Below are 17,543 nucleotides of genomic sequence, written 5' to 3'. Positions count from 1 at the left end.
TCATTAAAAAATGAAATGCTTTGGTAAATCGTGAAGTAATTCTGTGTTAATTATTGCGGCGCAAATTTCAGGTTTTTCAAGTTGTCCCATATGTCCGCAATCTAAAACGTAAGATTTTATGTTGGTTTTATCTGGAAGGTGTTTTAAAGTTTTTTCAATGTTTACGGCAGAATCATGTTTACCAGCGAGCACTAGTATTTTAGCATCAAGAATTTGTATAATTTCCAATTTATCCGTTCTTTCGATCATTCCTTTTACCGCTGCTAAAACGCCAGAATTGTCTGTCGATAAGGCAATTTCTTTAGTGAAATTTATTTTTCCTTCTAAAATATCTTTCTCGTTTGGGTTAAATAAATTCGGAATTCCGGCACTCACATAATGTTTAAAAGCATCTTTTATAATTCTGAAACTTTTGCTGCGTTGTTCTTTTTTCTCTTCATCATCGGCAAGAAAAGTGGAGAAAAATAGCGTTATACTTTTTAATTTATCTGGAAATAATTCTGCAAAAGCTAATGAAACGTACCCGCCCATTGAATGTCCCAGAAGATGAATTTTTTCTAAATTTAAATCGGAAATCACTTTTTCAACCTCTTTTGCCATCATTTCCATCGTGTTAATTTCACCGTAATTTGACGATTTTCCGTGTCCGGGTAAATCTATTTTTATAATTTTAAATTGATCCGAAAGATGAGGTTCCAAGAACTTCCAGATTTCTGAACTTTCCATAAAACCATGAAGTAAAACTAAGTTTTCTTTGCCGTTTCCGGTTAGTTCGTAGTGTAACATACTATTTATAAATATCGATGTAATCTACAAAACCGGCACCATTTACTTTATTTTGCAAACGCCAAAACTTGCCTTGTTTTTTAAAAGTATTGTTTTCTTTTCGCGTAAAAGTTGCGCCGTCTTGTTTAATGTTTTGAATAATTTTACCCTCCAAATTCATATAAATATCCGACACTACTTTCATTGTTCCCGTAATTTTTAAATTATTTTTTCCAGCGTTGATACTTCCCGAAACTTTGTACTCGTCTTTTCCGGTTTTGTCAAAACTGATCTCGCCATTTTTCGATATTGAATTATGAGTTAATTTATGTGTTCCGCTCCAGTCAAAGTAAAAATTAGTATTGTTTATTTTTGTAATGCTGTCATTTTTCTTTGCAATAATTTCATTTAAAGAATCTGTTTTAGTCTTACTGTCTTTTGTATTTGAACTTTTATCACAAGAAATAAAGCAGATTAACAGGCAGAAATAGAATAATTGTTTCATTAATAATTTTTAATAAAATTAATGATTCATAACGACATTTTGAATTAATTTTTAAATTATTATAATGCTTATTTAATAATTATCAGAAAATTTTACCACCGAATTTTTGTAAATTGTAGGCTAAATCTCATTTTAAAAACATGAAAAATATTATTGCCATCGTTTTAGTTTTAGCACTTGTAAACTGCGCACCAACAGTAAAACCTACACAAAATTTACCAGTAACTTCTTCTAAAGTAATAAAGGAAAAACTGAGTGAAGATCCTTTTCTGGTTGACGTAAGAACACCGGAAGAATTTGCCAAAGGCAGCGCAAAAGGTGCGGTAAATATTCCTTTGGATGAAATTCAAAACCGGATTTCTGAATTTGAAGGCAAGAAAAATATTGTCACTTTTTGCGTAACTGGAAAACGAAGTGGGAAAGCAATTTCTATTTTAAAAGAAAACGGAATTACCGATGCTGTCAGCGGGATTGGTTTGGAAAATGTCAAAAAATTACAGGAAAAAAATTAAATTAAAAAATTTTATTTTAAAGAAAAAACAGCCTCAATTCGCTGTTTTTTCTTTAAAATCACTTTGTGCTATTTTATTTTCTCTTCATAAACCTTTTTCTCTAAAGGTTTAAGATCTGATAAGCCGTATCTGTCACTTTTTGTGATCGCCATATTATCAAGCATATCAACGAAGTTTTTATAATTTGCGTCATCAGTTGGTTTGATGATTATTGTAAAAAAATCTGGTTTTTGCGCCACTTTTTTATAGTCGTAAATTATTTTTTCAATTTTACTTCCTTCAAAAGTGGTTTCTTCTAAAATCTTGGTATTTAGATCCTTCAATTCACTTTGGTAATAAAAAACGCGGTTGTCTTTTCCAATGATAAAAGTAACCTGATCTTTAAAATCAATCACATTATTATTTATTGCCGGCGGTTTCGGCGGATAACTTAGGTCCATAATATTAGGTTTGGAGAAATTGGTGGTAAACATAAAAAAGGTGATCAATAAAAATCCCAGATCGACCATCGGCGTCATGTCCACGCGAATCAATTTGTTGCTTAAAGAACGTTTTCCCTTCACTTCTTTTCCTGTAATGTTTTCCATAGTTTTAAATTTAAAATGTTTAAGAAATTTGGATTTTTAATAAACTAAATGTAATTAATTAAAATTTTATTTACAAAAATAATGCCTTTATTTAATATTGTTTAAATAAATCGTAATATTTAAATATTGAGCATAAAAAAAACCTTGATAATTTCTTACCAAGGTTTAAAAAATTTACTATAATTTCTATTTATTTTTCTTAAAATAGTCAATTCCACAATTCAGGAATTTTTTAAAATCATCTTTAGACATATAACCTGAAACTGGCGGATTGATCACTTTTCCGTCTGGCGTCACCAAAACGTAGTGCGGCTGCGAATTATTATTAAAATTAATCTGTTGAAACAAACTCCATTTATCTCCAATCGTTTGTATTTTTTTAAATTGACCATTCCCCATATCTACTTTAGTTTGTTGATTTAGAGGAAGTTCTTCTTTATCATCAACATATAGCGACGCGAGAATAACATCATTTTGTAAAGTTGGCAAAACATCAGGTTGCGACCAAACAAATTCTTCCATTTTACGGCAATTTTCACAACCATAACCGGTGAAATCGATCAACACAGGTTTGTTTTCTTTTTTAGCTAATTCTATGGCTTTAAAGTAATCATTTTCCGGATGCATTCCTAAAATTCCGTCTTTTTCATCATGGAAATAACTCACATTTAAAGGTGGCAAAATACCGCTTAGTAATTGTAGTTTTGGTCTTTCCGCAGGAATTAAACCTTGAACTAAATAAATCACAAAGGCAATTCCAGCCACGCCGAATAATTTTCTACCGATTGAAATTTTCGGTTTTTTATCATCGTGTGGAAATTTAATTACGCCGAATAAATAAAGTACTAAACCGATTGTAATAACGATCCAGATCGCAACAAACAATTCTCTTTTTAGCAAAAATGTTTTGGTTACTAAATCTGCTTTTGATAAAAATTTCAAAGCCAAACCGAGTTCGATAAAACCTAAGAAGACTTTCACGGTATTCATCCAACCGCCAGATTTTGGCAAAGATTGCAAGGCTTGTGGGAAAAGTGCTAATAGTCCGAAAATAATTGCCCAAGCCAAGCCGAAACCAGCCAATGCAAAAGTTAATAGCATCGGAATATTGGTCGAGCCTGTAACGGCGCTTCCCAATAAACTTCCTAAAATTGGACCTGTGCAAGAAAATGAGACAATTACTAAAGTTAAAGCCATAAAAAATATACCGATAATTCCGCCCGCATCTTCTGCTTTTGAAGATTTATTGGCGATGGAACTCGGCAAAGTGATATCGTAATAACCGAAGAAACTTCCTGCAAAAAATATAAAAACGATAAAAAATGCAATATTCAACCCAACACTTGTTGAAATTTGATTAAAAACATTTCCTGCAATTCCGTCAATAATATGAAATGGAACGCTCAATAAAACAAAGATTAAAAGAATAAAAAAGCCGTAAATAAATGCGTCTCGTTTGCCTTTCGCTTTGTCCTTCATACCTTTTGTAAAGAATGAAACTGTCAAAGGAATCATCGGAAATACGCATGGTGTCAATAAAGCAACCAATCCGCCGATAAAGCCTAAAAGTAAATACATCCAATAATTTTCAGAACTTTTTTCCTGAACTACACCGCAATTGGTCAAAGGATTTTTAAAATCCAAAGTCGAAACTTTTAAATTTGGTACGCCCGAAGAAGTTGCTGCAATAGTTTGGTTATTTTCTTTTAAAGTAGAATCTTTTACCAAAGTTACAGGAGCAGCGCTTTTTTCTGGTGCAACTTCAGGATTTTCCTTTGCATTCGTGGTCGTGGATGCCGCGATTGTTTTTTGAAATTCTAAAGTATTTGGCGCCAAACAAACTCTGTCATTACAGGTTTGATATGTGATTTCCGCGGAAATATTCGCTGATTTTGCAGGATTTTTTAATTTAAATTTTTGTTTAAATAAAACTTGATCTGAGTAAAACACAATTCTTGTTCCGAAGGCTTCAGAAAATTCATCATGCTTTTTCCCAACTTCGGTCACTTTTCCTATTAAATCAATTCCTTCGGTTGAAGTCAACTTCATTTCAGTTGGGATCCCTGAATCTACTGGTAGATCTTTAGAGTAAATATGCCAACCTTTTTCTATGGAACTTGTAAGAACTGCTTCATATTGATTGTTTCCAAGATCTTTTATATCATATTTAAATTTTACAGGATCTTTAATTTGCGCAGAAAGTGCGGAAAAAATAGTAAGAAAAAAGGCTAAAAACCAAATTTTAAATTTCATAATAAGTCGCTTATTTTATAGTTTTCAATACAGCCAAAAGCATTTCGCTGGAGAGTCTGTATTTGTAATCTGGATTAATATACTCAAAAATGATCTCGCCAGATTTATTCAGCAAAAATACGGAAGCTACAGGTAATAATGGTGTTAATCCACCTTTTACTTTCCCAGCAAGCATCGTTTGATAATTATCAGGCATTTTAAAAGCAATTCCTGTTTTTTGGATTAATTTCCCGCCATCATCTGAAAGCAAAGTGTAAGCTACTTTATCTTTTTTTGCAACATCAGGAATATTTTGAAAATTTTCCGGACTGATTGCGATTATTTGATAGCCTAAATCTGTAATTTCCTTTTCAATTTTTGCTAATCCAGAAAGTTGTGCGTTACAATAAGGACACCAACCGCCGCGGTAGAAGACAACTACGGAAGGTTTCTTAGAAATCAGGGCTTGTAAGTTGACATCTTTGCCGTTGACATCTTGTAAAGTGGCATCTGAAAATTTTTGACCAATTAAAATTGGCTTTACGGCGTCTGCAGTTGGGTAAATTTGTGCTTGACTCAAAATCCCTGTCAATAAAAGAGATAATGTTAGTAGAAATGTTTTTGTAAATTTTGACATTGTTTAGGTTTAAAAATTATTAATTAAATGTTTGTTTATCATTTAAAGCGAATTCTGTAAGTAAAATTTACAGTTTTAAATAGACGCTTCATTATTAGGTTCCAAATTTTCATCAATATCACCCAAAGAATTTAAAATATTTTTTAAGTATTTGATAATCAAACAGAAATATTTGCATTTTCTTTTACTCTTCGTATTTGTTCCACACACTTGTACTTTTGATTTTGTGCATTTTTCGTAGTGGAATATTTATATTTTGATTGAATTTCTTCAATACTTTTGTTTTTCATAAAAATATCTGCGATTAAATTTTGGCAATGCAATGAAATTTTACCAATGAAATCTGCCAATTTATCCGCGTAATTTCGCTCATTTTCTATTGCTAAATCAATTTCTTCTGAGTTTTCAGCATAATAATTATCAGAGATTTCTTCAGTGTTAAATTGTTTTCTCAATTTTTTGAGCCAAAGATTCTTTGCAATTCCGGTCACATAATTTTCCAGACACGTATAAACCTGAAAATTATCCGCGCAAAGTTTCTCATACAAAACAATTAAAGCGTCCTGAAAAATGTCTTCTGCATCTTCTACAGAACCTTTGTTATTTAAAACAAACAGTTTTGTGTAGACAAAATAACTGCTGTACAAAATCCCGAAAGCCTCATTGCTGTTGCCTTTAAAATCTTTTAGAGATAAATTATTTGTTGTGCTGCGGTTCATATTTCGTTTAAAAATTGGTATTTAAATTTTAGAAAATAATTTCAACAGAATCTTTATCACCTTCTTTCGCTATAAAACGGGAATCCTGTCTGTAAGGCAGAATTCCCAAAACCTGATTTTTAGAATCAGACAAAATTTTAATTTTTTCCTCGGCTAAAGTAGATAATTTTAATTCTTTTATCACTTTTGAAATCTTCTTTTTCCCTATCATTCCGATGGGAAAAATAATATCCGAATCTTTTTTTTCTCTAATTTTTAGTGGAAGTTCTATTTTTTTTAAATCTATTTTCCAGCTTTTAGCGGTAAAATCAGCAACTTCAATAAAGTTTTTTAAAATAACCCGGACTATTTCTGGTAAAATGATTTCCTCAAAATCTACCTTTCTTAAATTATTTTCTTCAATAATTAAATCATTTCTTACAATTTGAATTTTATAACCGTTAGAATAAAATAAACTGCCATTTTGTGAGATAAATATTTTGGAGATTTCATTTTTGTCAATAAAACCATAAGTTTTTAAAAGTTCGAATTTTACAAAATCGGATTGTTCATTTAGTTTTTCCTTGTCAAAAACAATTTTAGAATTTATTTTTTGGCTTAAAATTTTACGTTTTTGCTTGATTTCTGCTGAAATAAAATCTTGAGTGTTTTCTAAGTAAGTTAAAGTTTTGCTAAAATTTTCTAAGAAAACATCATTGGTTTTTATAAGTTGAGGTGTAATTTCATGTCTGATAAAATTTCTTAAATAATCAGATTTTTGGTTGCTTTTATCTTCCCGAAACTCAATATTATTTTCTGCCGCAAATTTATAAATGTCGTCTTTACTAAATTTTAAAAGCGGGCGTAAAATCCCATTTTTGTTTTTAGGGATTCCACTTAAACCTGGTAATCCAGAAGCACGGGAAAGATTGATTATAAAAGTTTCAAGTTCGTCATTTAAATGATGCGCAGTCACCAAATAATCAAGGTTTTCTACAGATTTTATTTCATCAAAAAAGGCATATCTTAAATTTCTCGCCCAAAGTTGGATAGAATTTTCAGGCTTATGATCAACTTCAGAAACGGTGTATAAGTGAAATTTAATTCCGTTTTTAACACAAAAGTTTTGAACTAATTTTTCATCTAAATTAGAATCTTCACCACGCAGTTTGTAATTAATATGCGCAATCTGAAAGTTTAGCTTTAGCATTTTAAACAAATTTGCCATCACCATAGAATCTGCACCGCCGCTTACAGCCAAAAGAAATTTTTCATCTTTAAAAGTGAGAAGTAATTCTAATATGGCAGCGTGAAAGTTTTGTTTATTAAGATACATTTAACAAAGATAATTCTTCTTATTAAAATGATTTCGTAAATTTGAACTATAATTTACCGCCCTAATAAATTACTTAAGGTGGTCTTTAATTTTTTAAATCAAACAATTAAATTTAATCTTATGAAAATTTTGAAGATGGTCGCAATTGGTGCGATGGCAATTTCCTTAACGTCGTGCGTAAGTAAGAAGCAATTCGAAGCGCTAAACATTAATTACAAGCAATGTCTCGATGGTGCAGCCGCAAACCAGAGAAGCATTCAAGATTTAAAAAGTTCAAATGCAGGGCTCACAAGTGAAAACGGTTTGTTGAAAGACCAAAATAATTCTTTAAAATCTTCTTTAGACGCTTGCCTTAGCAACACAGGGAAAGGTTCCGCAAACATTGATAAATTAATTGGCGAGATCAATTCATCTAATGCATATATTAAAAAATTAATTTCTACAAATTCGAAAAATGACAGCTTGAATATGGCTTTGTCTAATAAACTGAAACGCTCTTTGGACAATATCGCGGATGGCGATGTACAAATAAAAGTATTGAAAGGCGTGGTGCTGATTTCACTTTCTGATAAAATGCTTTATAAAACAGGAAGTTTTGACGTAATGCCCGCTGCACAAGAAGTGCTTGGAAAAGTGGCGAAAGTAATTAACGATTACGATAAATATTCAGTATTAATTCAAGGTAATACTGATAATGTTCCTTTGAACAGCTCATCGGTGCCAAAAGACAACTGGGATCTAAGTGCTTTACGAGCGACTTCAGTTGCAAGAATTTTACAAGGTCAATTTGGTGTTGACCCAGCGAGAATTACAGCCGGTGGAAATTCAGAATACCAACCAAAATCGACAAATATGTCAGTGACGGGAAGAGCTGAAAACAGAAGAACAGAAATTATCATCATGCCAAAATTGGATGAGTTTATGAAATTAATGGACATTGCACCAATTAAAAACTAATTGTTTTTCTAAAAAAATGAATTCAGCGCTGTTAGAGTTTTAATCTCTAGCAGCGCTTTTTTTTTGCAGTCGTTTCTCAGTTTTTATTTTTATTATGTAAATTTGAAAAAAGTAAACTATCAATGAGTTTTTTTGAAGAAAATTGTCTGGAAATGGATCGTTATTTAGAATCTAATACTTCTAATGAACCTGAAATTTTAAAAAAACTAAGAAAAGAAACTTTTCAGAAAACAACGCAACCGCATATGATTTCGGGGCTTCAGCAAGGAAGATTACTAAGTATAATCTCAAAAATGATTTCGCCAAAAAATATTTTGGAAATTGGGACTTTTACAGGTTATGCAACTTTATCTTTAGCTGAAGGATTATCCAAAGATGGAAAAATCTATACAATCGACAAAAATGAAGAACTCGCTTATTTACCAGAAAAATATTTTTCAGAAAGTGTTTATTCTTCCCAAATAAATTTTATTAAAGGAAATGCTTTAGAAGAAATCCCAAAATTAAATGTAGATTGGGATTTGGTTTTCATAGATGCGGATAAGCAGAATTATATTAATTATTTTAATCTAATTAAACCCAAAATGAAAAGTGGGAGCTTATTGTTAATTGATAATGTCTTATGGCACGGCAAAGTTTTAGAAGAAAATTCGACGCTAGAATCCACTAAAATCATTAAGGAATTAAATGAATTAATTGCGCAAGACAAAGATTTTGAAAATCTTATTTTACCTTTACGCGACGGCATTCAACTCGCCAGAAAAATTTAAATTATGGATAAAGCCATTTGCAATGTGTCAGTCGCGCCAGTTCGTGCCGAAGCCTCAGATAAAGCGGAAATCGTAACCGAACTTTTATTCGGTGAAAGTCTCTCTGTTTTAGAAGTTACGTCAAACTGGACCAAAATAAAAATCGATTTTGACGGTTACGAAGGTTGGATGGATACCAAACAATATTCTGCAGTTTCTGAGGAATATTTACAAAACAGAAGAGTCAGCTTAATCACAGAAAATTTCCAGTCGCATATTTTAAAAGATGGTAAAATGCTTTTATCCATCGGTTCTGAGGTAGATTTTGAAACGATTTCTACGCAAAAAAGTGAAAATTTACGACAAAACATTATTACAACCGCCAAAGAATTTTTGAACGTTCCTTATTTATGGGGCGGAAAAAGTTTTTTTGGAATTGACTGTAGCGGACTTACGCAGTTGGTTTATAAAGTTAATGGAAAGAAAATTCCGCGCGATACTTATCAGCAAGGTGAATTGGGTAAAGTTTTAGATTTCGTGGAAGAAAGTCAGGCAGGTGATTTGGCATTTTTTGATAACTCGGAAGGCAGAATTATTCATGTCGGAATTATGCTGAATTCTCATCAAATTATACATGCACACGGAAAAGTTCGCATTGATGAACTGGATTCTACAGGAATTTTTAACAAAGAAAAAAATACGCACACACATAAATTGAGATTTGTAAAAAATTTACTTTGATGAAAGATATTCTGAATTTCTTAGATGGTTTTAATTATGCTTTACTGGGTATTCTTTGGATTTACAGTGTTTTACAATTCAAAAAGTTGCCAAAAATAATTCCGGTTCACTATGATTTAAATGGAAATCCTGATTCGTTTGGAAATAAAATATGGTTTTTTATTCTTCCAACCGTTGCCATTTTAATTTTTGCATTAATTTCTTATACACAAAAAGACATTTCGACTGTCAATTTTCCTTTTAAAATAACTGAAAGTAATAAAGGAAATCAAATTTTTATAATGCAATTATTTTTGAAATTGTTACCAATCATTGTTTTGATTCTTTTCTTAAATATCCAGAAAAACACATTTAAATATTCAACAGAAAACGATTATCAAGGTAAATTTTCCAATTCAAAGTTTTTGATTTCGATTTTTGCTTTGATTGTAATGGCTGTTTTTGCGGCTTATATTTACAGATAAAATTAATGAAATTCCTCTACCAAATCTTTATCGAACTTTTAGTTTCAGGAATGAAAATCTATTCCTGGTTTAATGACAAAGCAAAAAAAGGAATTCTCGGTCGTAAACAAAGTTGCAATATTGTAGAAAAAACCTTTTTAAAAACTGATGAAGTAGTTTGGATGCACGCTGCCAGCCTCGGTGAATATGAACAAGGACTTCCAGTTTTAGAACTTTTAAAAGCAAAGTTTCCGGATTATAAAATATTAATCACTTTTTTCTCGCCAAGTGGATATGAAAATGTCATTAATAAAAAAAATATGGCAGACGCCATTGTCTATCTGCCTTTTGACAAAAAAAAATGGGTCAAAGAATTTACTTCAAATTTCACCACAAAAATATTTTTCACGGTAAAATACGATTATTGGTATAATTTATTAGAAGAATTGAAACTTCAAGGCGCAAAAACTTACGTCATTTCAGCGCTTTTTTATGAAACTCAGGTATTTTTTAAACCTTATGGGAAATGGTTTTCCAGAGAATTAAGGGAAAACATCGATTACTTTTTTCACCAGACTTACCATTCAACTGCTTTGGCAAAAAGTATTGGTTTAAAAAATTCCATCACGACCGGCGACACAAGATTTGATAGAGTTAAAGAAATCTTCGACCGCGATAATTCTATGCCTTTTATTGAAGATTTTAAAGGTAAAAATAGACTGATAGTTTTCGGAAGTTCCTGGGAAAAAGAAGAAAAAATAGCCGAAATAATTTCCAAAAAACCAGCACAGACCAAAATTATTCTGGTGCCGCACGATTTAAAAAGAATTCCAGAAATTCAAGCAAATTTTCCAAATGCAATTTTATACAGCGATTTAATTGCATCTAAAAACCAACAACCAACAACAGACAACCGACAAATTATAATCGATTCCATCGGTTTACTTTCAAAAATTTATTCTTACGCAGATTTAGCCATTGTTGGGGGAGGTTTTCATTCGAAAGGACTTCATAATATTTTGGAAGCGGCCACTTTTGGAATTCCTGTTTTCTTCGGAAATCAATACCGAAAAAATCCCGAAGCCGATGATTTAATCAAAAATAATGGTGCAAAATCTTTCAATAATGAATTGGATACCGTAGACTTCCTACTTAAAATTTTAGCCGAAAATCCCGGTGAAACTTTAGCAAAAATAGGCGAAAATTCAAAAGAATTTATTCATTCTCAGCCAAACGCCACGAATCTAATAATTAAAAAAATAGAAGAGAATTTATAAAATTTTAGCGTTTGTTGTAACCTTTTTTTATTTCTCGACTCTATTGAATTAGAAGCAGAAATATTAACCATAAAAAATAAAAAAAATGGACACAACAGATTTTAAACAACAAGTTCATCCTATTTTTAACCTTTTAAAATACGTCTTTGTAATCGTTCCGATTGTGGCGGGTGCAGATAAATTTACCAATATTTTAACGGATTGGACGCATTATATTAATCCTACAGTTTTAGATATGCTGCCATTTTCCGGTCATACATTTATGATGATAGTTGGCGTAATCGAAATTGTTGCAGGAATTATTGTTTTTAAAATGCCAAAAATTGGAGGTTTAATTGTTTCGGCATGGTTGGTTTTAATTGCGCTATCTTTATTGGTAAGTTGGAGTTACGCAGATGTTGCCGTAAGAGATTTGGTGATGGCGATTTCAGCGTTCTCAATGGCAAGATTAGCAAAAGTTTTCGATTTTAAATAAGAAAATGCAACAGCAAAAATACAGCGATCAGGAATTAGTTGATAAAGTGATCAACAAAGAAATGGCACTTTTTGAATTGATCATTCGGCGCAATAACCGCTACATTTATAGAATTGGAAAAATGTATAGATTCTCGCACGAAGATATTCAAGATTTGATGCAGGATACTTATGTGGACGCTTTCGCGCATCTTCATCAGTTTGAAAGCCGTTCTTCTTTCCGTACCTGGATTTCCAAAATAATGTACAATAAATGTTTTAGAATGACGAAAAAGTGGGAATCTAAAAACATGGAGTCACTGCAAAACCATACTGAAAATTTAGAAAATATTCAAGATAAAACAACATCAAATACAGTGATGAATAACGAAATCAATTCTGTGATAGAAGAAAGTTTGCTCAATATTCCGTTAGATTATCGGTCCGTTTTTATTTTAAGAGAAATAAATGGTTTGAGCGTTGTGGAAACGGCAGATATTTTAGTTATCACCGAAGGTAATGTTAAAGTTCGTTTAAATAGAGCGAAAACTTTTTTGCGCGCAGAAGTAGAAAAGTTTTACACCAAAGAAGATATTTTTGAGTTTAATTTAATTTATTGTGACGCCATGGTAAACCGCGTAATGAAGCAAATAAATTTATTAGAAGCTAAATAAATTACTTTAAAAAACCTTGAAGTTTAAGATCCTTTACAATTTCAGTTATATTTTCCGGAATGTTTTCTGTTTGGAAATAATTGAAATTTAATTCATTATTAAAGCACAAATTCTGCATTTTTTGATTATCCAAAATTTCATCTAAAGTTTCTTTTAAAACTTGGTCTATTTCTAAAAAATAATCTTCGTCTAATTTTTGACTTAAAACTAAAGCGCGAAAAATCTTATTAATTAAATAGAGATAGAGTTTGTAAGTTTGCTCGAAATTTTGTCTGGAAAGTTTTTCTTTATATTCTTTTAAGATAGTTTTCACCAGGAATAAATTAACGTACACCTCGCCAAATTTATCACTTGTCACTTTTACATGAAGCGTAATTTCGCCGCTCAATTTCCGTATTAAAACCAAAAAATATTTCGGATTGGTAACTGTTTTTGCAAAGTAGGAAACACGTTCTTCGATTTTTTTCTCTAAATCATTTCGTTTTTCGTCCGCTGTTACGGTTTCAATTAGTTCAAAATAAAGTTTTTGGGAGAGAATTTTATCTTTTCTTAATAATCTGAAAATTAATTTATCCTTTTCTTTGGGTGTAAATTCGCTCAGAGCTTCTTTAAATTCTTTAGAATATTCCATTAATTAAAAAGTTTTGAGTATTTTAAAAAACCGTTTAACGCCCAATTTGCTGTATAATACCAGGATTTTAAAGTTGAAAATTTCATATAATCTTTGTAAACCAAATATTGATCGACCATAATATTTGTTTTTTTTCTGGAAATACTGGTTGGATGCATTCGGTATTTCACCATTGTTTTATTTAAAGGCTTTCCTTCAGGAATTTTTTTCAACAAATTCAGCCACATCACATGATCTTCTCGCTTACTTCCTTCAGGGAAATATTCTTTACCAACGCGCTCAGAATCGTACATTGAACTCAATAAAGACAATCGACAGGTTTTCAATAGATTATTAAAAGTCACGATTTTATCCGCTTTAAAATCTTCGATTTTTGGGTTTAAATTTTCATCGCAACGTGCATAATTAGAATAAGCGAGTTCCGCTTTTTCCGCCTTCATAAACGCAACCATTTCTGCTAAAAAATTTGGTTCCCAAAAGTCGTCTGCATCAAGAAAAGTAATGTATTTTCCCGTCGCATTTTTCAGCGAAATATTTCTCGCGTGTCCGGCGCCACCATTTTTCTCAGCAACTGTTAATTTAGCTCTGGGATCATTTAAATTTTCAATGATGCCCACTGAATTATCTTTTGAACAATCGTCCGTGATCAGCCATTCCCAATCGGTAAAAGTTTGGTTTAAAACCGATGCTATAGTTTCCTTCAAAAATTTTGAGGAATTATACATCGGCGTAATAATGGAAACTTGGGGCATTTAGAATTTTTACAAATATAAAATTATATTCATAAAAATAGTTTTCAAAGGGAGCGGCAAGATTTTGCACCTTTCAGACTTGTCTTCCCGTGTTCCGCTGTATCTTTTTTTGCTATCAAGTTTTCCACGAGAAACAATACTTATTTCTAACAAAAAAAGGATGGCGCTTCACCCGCGGCTAAAAATTTAGTTTATTTTTTATTTTGAAAGGAAGTTTCAATCATTTAAAATGCAGTACAATTTTTTTAATTTAAATTTTTTCATTTCAAAATCTTAAATTTGTCAAAAATTAATTAAATAAGATATTAGAAGTAAAGATTAATATTGATTCACAACTGAAATCTAACTTCTAATATCTCACCTCTAATATCTCACCAAATGTTCTACGACCATAAAAAAATTGAAAATTACTGGCAAAATTATTGGCAGGAAAATCAAACTTTTAAAACATCTGACAATACAAATTTGCCAAAATATTATGTTTTGGACATGTTTCCATATCCTTCCGGTGCAGGTTTGCACGTGGGTCATCCTTTAGGTTACATCGCTTCAGATATTTACGCGAGATACAAAAGACATGAAGGTTTTAATGTATTACACCCAATTGGTTACGATTCTTTCGGACTTCCCGCAGAACAATATGCCATACAAACGGGTCAACATCCGGCAATTACTACTGAACAAAATATTACCAGATATGAAGAACAATTGCGGAAAATTGGGTTTTCCTTTGATTGGAGTCGAGAATTAAGAACTTCAGAACCAGATTATTATAAATGGACGCAATGGATTTTTATCGAATTATTTCATTCCTGGTATAATAAATTGGCTGACAAAGCAGAAGCGATTTCTACTTTAATTAGTCATTTAGAAAACTTCGGAACAGAAAATCTTAATGCTGCTCAAAATGAAGATTTAAATTTCACTGCTGAAGAATGGAAAAATGCGGACGAAAATAAAAAACAAGAATTACTTTTAAATTACAGATTGGCTTACAGAGCGGAAACAACCGTAAATTGGTGTCCAGGTTTGGGAACTGTTTTGGCCAATGATGAGGTGAAAGACGGAAAATCTGAACGCGGCGGTTTTCCGGTTTTTCAGAAAAAAATGATGCAATGGAGCATGCGGATCTCTGCTTATTCTGAAAGATTATTGCAAGGTTTAAAAACTATAGATTGGCCACAACCTTTAAAAGATTCTCAGGAATATTGGATTGGGAAATCGCAGGGCGCGCAAGTTTCATTTAAAGTTCAAAATTCAGAAGAGGAAATTTCTGTTTTTACAACAAGACCAGACACTATTTTCGGCGCGACGTTTATGGTTTTAGCGCCAGAAAATCCTTTGGTTGAAAAACTAACTTCAGATTTCCAAAAATCTGAAGTTAAAAATTATATTGAACAAACTTCTAAGAAAACTGAGAGAGACAGAATGTCTGATGTGAAGTCAGTTTCGGGCGCTTTTACTGGAAGTTTTGTTGAAAATCCTTTTTCAGGTAAAAAAATGCCGATCTATATTTCAGATTATGTATTGATGGGCTATGGAACTGGTGCTGTAATGGCAGTTCCGGCGCATGATGAACGCGACCACCGTTTTGCGAAAAAATTTGGTTTGGAGATTTTAAAAGTCGTAGAAACTGAAGAAGATATTCAGGAAAATTCCTTTGATTCTAAAGATTCTGTGTGTGTCAATTCTGATTTTTTAAATGGTCTAAATTATAAAGACGCCAAAGCAAAAATTATCGCAGAAATTGAAAATAAAAAAATTGGTTTCGGAACAATCAATTACAGACAAAGAGACGCCATATTTTCCCGACAAAGATATTGGGGTGAACCAGTTCCGGTTTATTATAAAAGCGGATTTCCGTACACTTTACCCTTTTCTGCTTTGCCGTTAGAATTACCAGAAGTTGAAAAATATTTGCCTACAGAAGATGGTGATCCGCCATTGGGGAATGCAAAAGAATTTGCTTGGGATGAGAAAAAGTTGTCGGTTGTGAGTTCTCAGTTGATAGATAATAAAACTGTTTTCCCAATTGAACTTTCTACAATGCCTGGTTGGGCGGGAAGTTCCTGGTATTTCTTGCGTTATATGGATCCGAATAATGAAAATGGATTTGTAAGTAAAGAAAAAGCAGATTATTGGGGACAGGTTGATTTATATATTGGGGGAAGCGAGCACGCCACGGGACATTTACTCTATTCCCGTTTTTGGAATAAATTTTTAAAAGACCGCGGTTTTATTGCGCAGGAAGAACCATTTAAAAAACTCATTAACCAGGGAATGATCTTGGGAATGAGTGCGTTTGTGAATATCATGAGACCGCATTTTAGAGAGAAGGATGGAGGTTATATTATTTATTCCAATAGTAAATATGTGATTCTGGAAAAATCTGATATTGATTTTATTAATAATAATTGGCTAAGAATTGCCGAAATTAAATTGAATCAAATTAAACCAGATGAAAATTTAGAAACAGACCGAAAAATTTTACAATACATATCTAGGTTTAACGAAATTGTGAGTCATTTTGGATTTGAAGATTTAAACTATAATTTAGGATATAATACTTTTGCATTACAATTTCAAACCGATAAACATATCGATATTAAATTTTTAAACGCCACTAATGACGAACTAGATATAGATAAAGTGTCGCTACAAAAAGGAGAATTTGAAGATTCAGTTTTATTTTGGGAAAATAAAAAAATCAAATGTAAACGAGAAGTCGAAAAAATGTCTAAAACCAAATACAATGTCGTTAATCCCGATGAGATCTGCGAAGAATTTGGCGCCGATTGTTTAAGGCTTTATGAAATGTTTCTCGGTCCTTTAGAACAAAGTAAACCTTGGAACACTCAAGGATTAACGGGCGTTTATGGTTTTCTTAAAAAATTCTATAATTTATATTTTAACGAAGATATATTAGAAATTTCTGAGGACGAACCAACGAAAGTCGAATACAAAACACTTCATATTTTAATAAAGAAATTAAGTGCCGATTTAGAGAATTATTCATTTAATACTTCCGTTTCATCTTTTATGATCGCTGTAAATGAATTTCAAAAATTAAAAACGAATAAACGAAAAATACTATTACCATTAGCAATTTTAATTTCGCCTTACGCGCCGCATATTGCAGAAGAATTGTGGAATAAATTAGGAAATAAAAAAAGCATAGAATTTGAAGCTTTTCCAACTTTTGACTCACAATATTTAGTGGAAGAAAATTTTGATTATCCGGTGAGTTTTAATGGTAAAATGCGTTTTAAATTATCCTTGCCCACTTCATTTTCCAAAGAAGATATTGAAAAAAGTGTTTTTGAGGAGGTAAAAACGGGGGAATATTTAGCTGGAAATACACCAAAAAAGGTTATAATAGTGCCTCAAAAGATTGTCAATATCGTATTCTAAATAAATTATTTTCTTAAATTATTATAAATTTTCAACTGTCTAAAAATTTTGTTATTCAAAAAAAAACAATACAATTTTTTTTGATATTTTAATGTTTATGTTAAATTCACTTAAAATTTCTAAAAATAGCCTCAAAAATTGTTGATGCGATAAACAAGACGTTGGTTGCTTGTAAAAAAAATC

The 17,543-nt window shown here is 31.6% G+C and carries 18 protein-coding genes; 9 read left to right on the top strand and 9 right to left on the bottom strand.

Annotated features, from left to right (window positions below):
- Positions 1–3: 3 nt before the first annotated feature.
- Together ACVBED_RS09660 and ACVBED_RS09655 are read right to left on the bottom strand one after the other, a co-directional pair.
- Positions 4–786: an alpha/beta fold hydrolase gene (locus ACVBED_RS09660; protein WP_447120082.1), complete on the bottom strand. Its 783-nt coding sequence runs from the start codon at positions 784–786 to the stop codon at positions 4–6.
- Position 787: 1 nt separating this feature from the next.
- Positions 788–1,270 carry a hypothetical protein gene (locus tag ACVBED_RS09655; protein ID WP_447120081.1) on the bottom strand — a complete coding sequence of 161 codons (483 nt, stop codon included), beginning with the start codon at positions 1,268–1,270 and terminating at the stop codon, positions 788–790.
- A gap of 140 nt (positions 1,271–1,410) precedes the next feature.
- Here ACVBED_RS09655 and ACVBED_RS09650 point away from each other — a divergent pair, with 140 nt between their 5' ends.
- The gene (locus ACVBED_RS09650) at positions 1,411–1,782 is read left to right on the top strand and encodes a rhodanese-like domain-containing protein (protein WP_447120080.1); all 372 of its coding nucleotides are present in this window, start codon (positions 1,411–1,413) and stop codon (positions 1,780–1,782) included.
- Positions 1,783–1,850: 68 nt separating this feature from the next.
- Here the strand turns inward: ACVBED_RS09650 and ACVBED_RS09645 are convergent, their stop codons facing one another.
- The 5 genes from ACVBED_RS09645 to tilS all read right to left on the bottom strand — a co-directional run bounded on the left by ACVBED_RS09645 (position 1,851) and on the right by tilS (position 7,272).
- Positions 1,851–2,369: an ExbD/TolR family protein gene (locus ACVBED_RS09645; protein WP_447120079.1), complete on the bottom strand. Its 519-nt coding sequence runs from the start codon at positions 2,367–2,369 to the stop codon at positions 1,851–1,853.
- A 186-nt stretch (positions 2,370–2,555) separates the two neighbouring features.
- Positions 2,556–4,622 (bottom strand): protein-disulfide reductase DsbD family protein, encoded by a 2,067-nt coding sequence (locus tag ACVBED_RS09640; RefSeq protein ID WP_473094940.1) that lies wholly within the window; start codon positions 4,620–4,622, stop codon positions 2,556–2,558.
- A gap of 10 nt (positions 4,623–4,632) precedes the next feature.
- A complete protein-coding gene (locus ACVBED_RS09635) occupies positions 4,633–5,238 on the bottom strand; it encodes a peroxiredoxin-like family protein (RefSeq protein ID WP_447120076.1) in 606 nt (201 codons plus the stop codon).
- Between the two features lie 158 nt (positions 5,239–5,396).
- On the bottom strand, positions 5,397–5,957 hold the full coding sequence (locus ACVBED_RS09630; RefSeq protein WP_447120075.1) for an RNA polymerase sigma factor: 561 nt from the start codon (positions 5,955–5,957) through the stop codon (positions 5,397–5,399).
- Positions 5,958–5,985: 28 nt separating this feature from the next.
- Positions 5,986–7,272, bottom strand: coding sequence for a tRNA lysidine(34) synthetase TilS (gene tilS, locus ACVBED_RS09625; RefSeq protein ID WP_447120074.1), 1,287 nt, complete (start codon positions 7,270–7,272; stop codon positions 5,986–5,988).
- Between the two features lie 120 nt (positions 7,273–7,392).
- Here tilS and ACVBED_RS09620 point away from each other — a divergent pair, with 120 nt between their 5' ends.
- From ACVBED_RS09620 to ACVBED_RS09590, 7 genes are all read left to right on the top strand, one after another.
- Entirely contained in the window at positions 7,393–8,229 is an 837-nt protein-coding gene (locus ACVBED_RS09620) for an OmpA/MotB family protein (RefSeq protein WP_447120073.1), read from the top strand.
- 122 nt (positions 8,230–8,351) lie between these two features.
- Positions 8,352–8,999 (top strand): O-methyltransferase, encoded by a 648-nt coding sequence (locus ACVBED_RS09615; protein WP_447120072.1) that lies wholly within the window; start codon positions 8,352–8,354, stop codon positions 8,997–8,999.
- Positions 9,000–9,002: 3 nt separating this feature from the next.
- Positions 9,003–9,719, top strand: a complete 717-nt coding sequence (locus ACVBED_RS09610) for a C40 family peptidase (RefSeq protein WP_447120071.1) — start codon at positions 9,003–9,005, stop codon at positions 9,717–9,719.
- On the top strand, positions 9,719–10,183 hold the full coding sequence (locus tag ACVBED_RS09605) for a DUF1648 domain-containing protein (protein WP_447120070.1): 465 nt from the start codon (positions 9,719–9,721) through the stop codon (positions 10,181–10,183). The genes ACVBED_RS09610 and ACVBED_RS09605 overlap by 1 nt, the downstream gene beginning before the upstream one ends.
- A 5-nt stretch (positions 10,184–10,188) precedes the next feature.
- Complete coding sequence (locus tag ACVBED_RS09600) at positions 10,189–11,439, top strand: 3-deoxy-D-manno-octulosonic acid transferase (protein ID WP_473094939.1); 1,251 nt, start codon at positions 10,189–10,191, stop codon at positions 11,437–11,439.
- Positions 11,440–11,524: 85 nt separating this feature from the next.
- Complete coding sequence (locus ACVBED_RS09595; RefSeq protein WP_447120069.1) at positions 11,525–11,914, top strand: hypothetical protein; 390 nt, start codon at positions 11,525–11,527, stop codon at positions 11,912–11,914.
- A 4-nt stretch (positions 11,915–11,918) separates the two neighbouring features.
- Positions 11,919–12,566: a sigma-70 family RNA polymerase sigma factor gene (locus ACVBED_RS09590; protein WP_447120068.1), complete on the top strand. Its 648-nt coding sequence runs from the start codon at positions 11,919–11,921 to the stop codon at positions 12,564–12,566.
- Position 12,567: 1 nt separating this feature from the next.
- Here the strand turns inward: ACVBED_RS09590 and ACVBED_RS09585 are convergent, their stop codons facing one another.
- Positions 12,568–13,197, bottom strand: coding sequence for a deoxyuridine 5'-triphosphate nucleotidohydrolase (locus tag ACVBED_RS09585; RefSeq protein ID WP_447120067.1), 630 nt, complete (start codon positions 13,195–13,197; stop codon positions 12,568–12,570).
- Positions 13,197–13,949 carry a glycosyltransferase family 2 protein gene (locus tag ACVBED_RS09580; RefSeq protein ID WP_447120066.1) on the bottom strand — a complete coding sequence of 251 codons (753 nt, stop codon included), beginning with the start codon at positions 13,947–13,949 and terminating at the stop codon, positions 13,197–13,199. Before ACVBED_RS09580 ends, ACVBED_RS09585 begins: the two co-directional genes overlap by 1 nt.
- A 378-nt stretch (positions 13,950–14,327) precedes the next feature.
- Here ACVBED_RS09580 and ACVBED_RS09575 point away from each other — a divergent pair, with 378 nt between their 5' ends.
- Positions 14,328–17,360, top strand: a complete 3,033-nt coding sequence (locus ACVBED_RS09575) for a leucine--tRNA ligase (RefSeq protein WP_447120065.1) — start codon at positions 14,328–14,330, stop codon at positions 17,358–17,360.
- Positions 17,361–17,543 lie beyond the last annotated feature (183 nt).

The sequence above is a fragment of the Halpernia sp. GG3 genome (assembly GCF_052976925.2).
The sequence above is the reverse complement of the archived record's forward strand: the minus strand, read 5'-3'. Positions and strand labels throughout refer to the sequence as shown.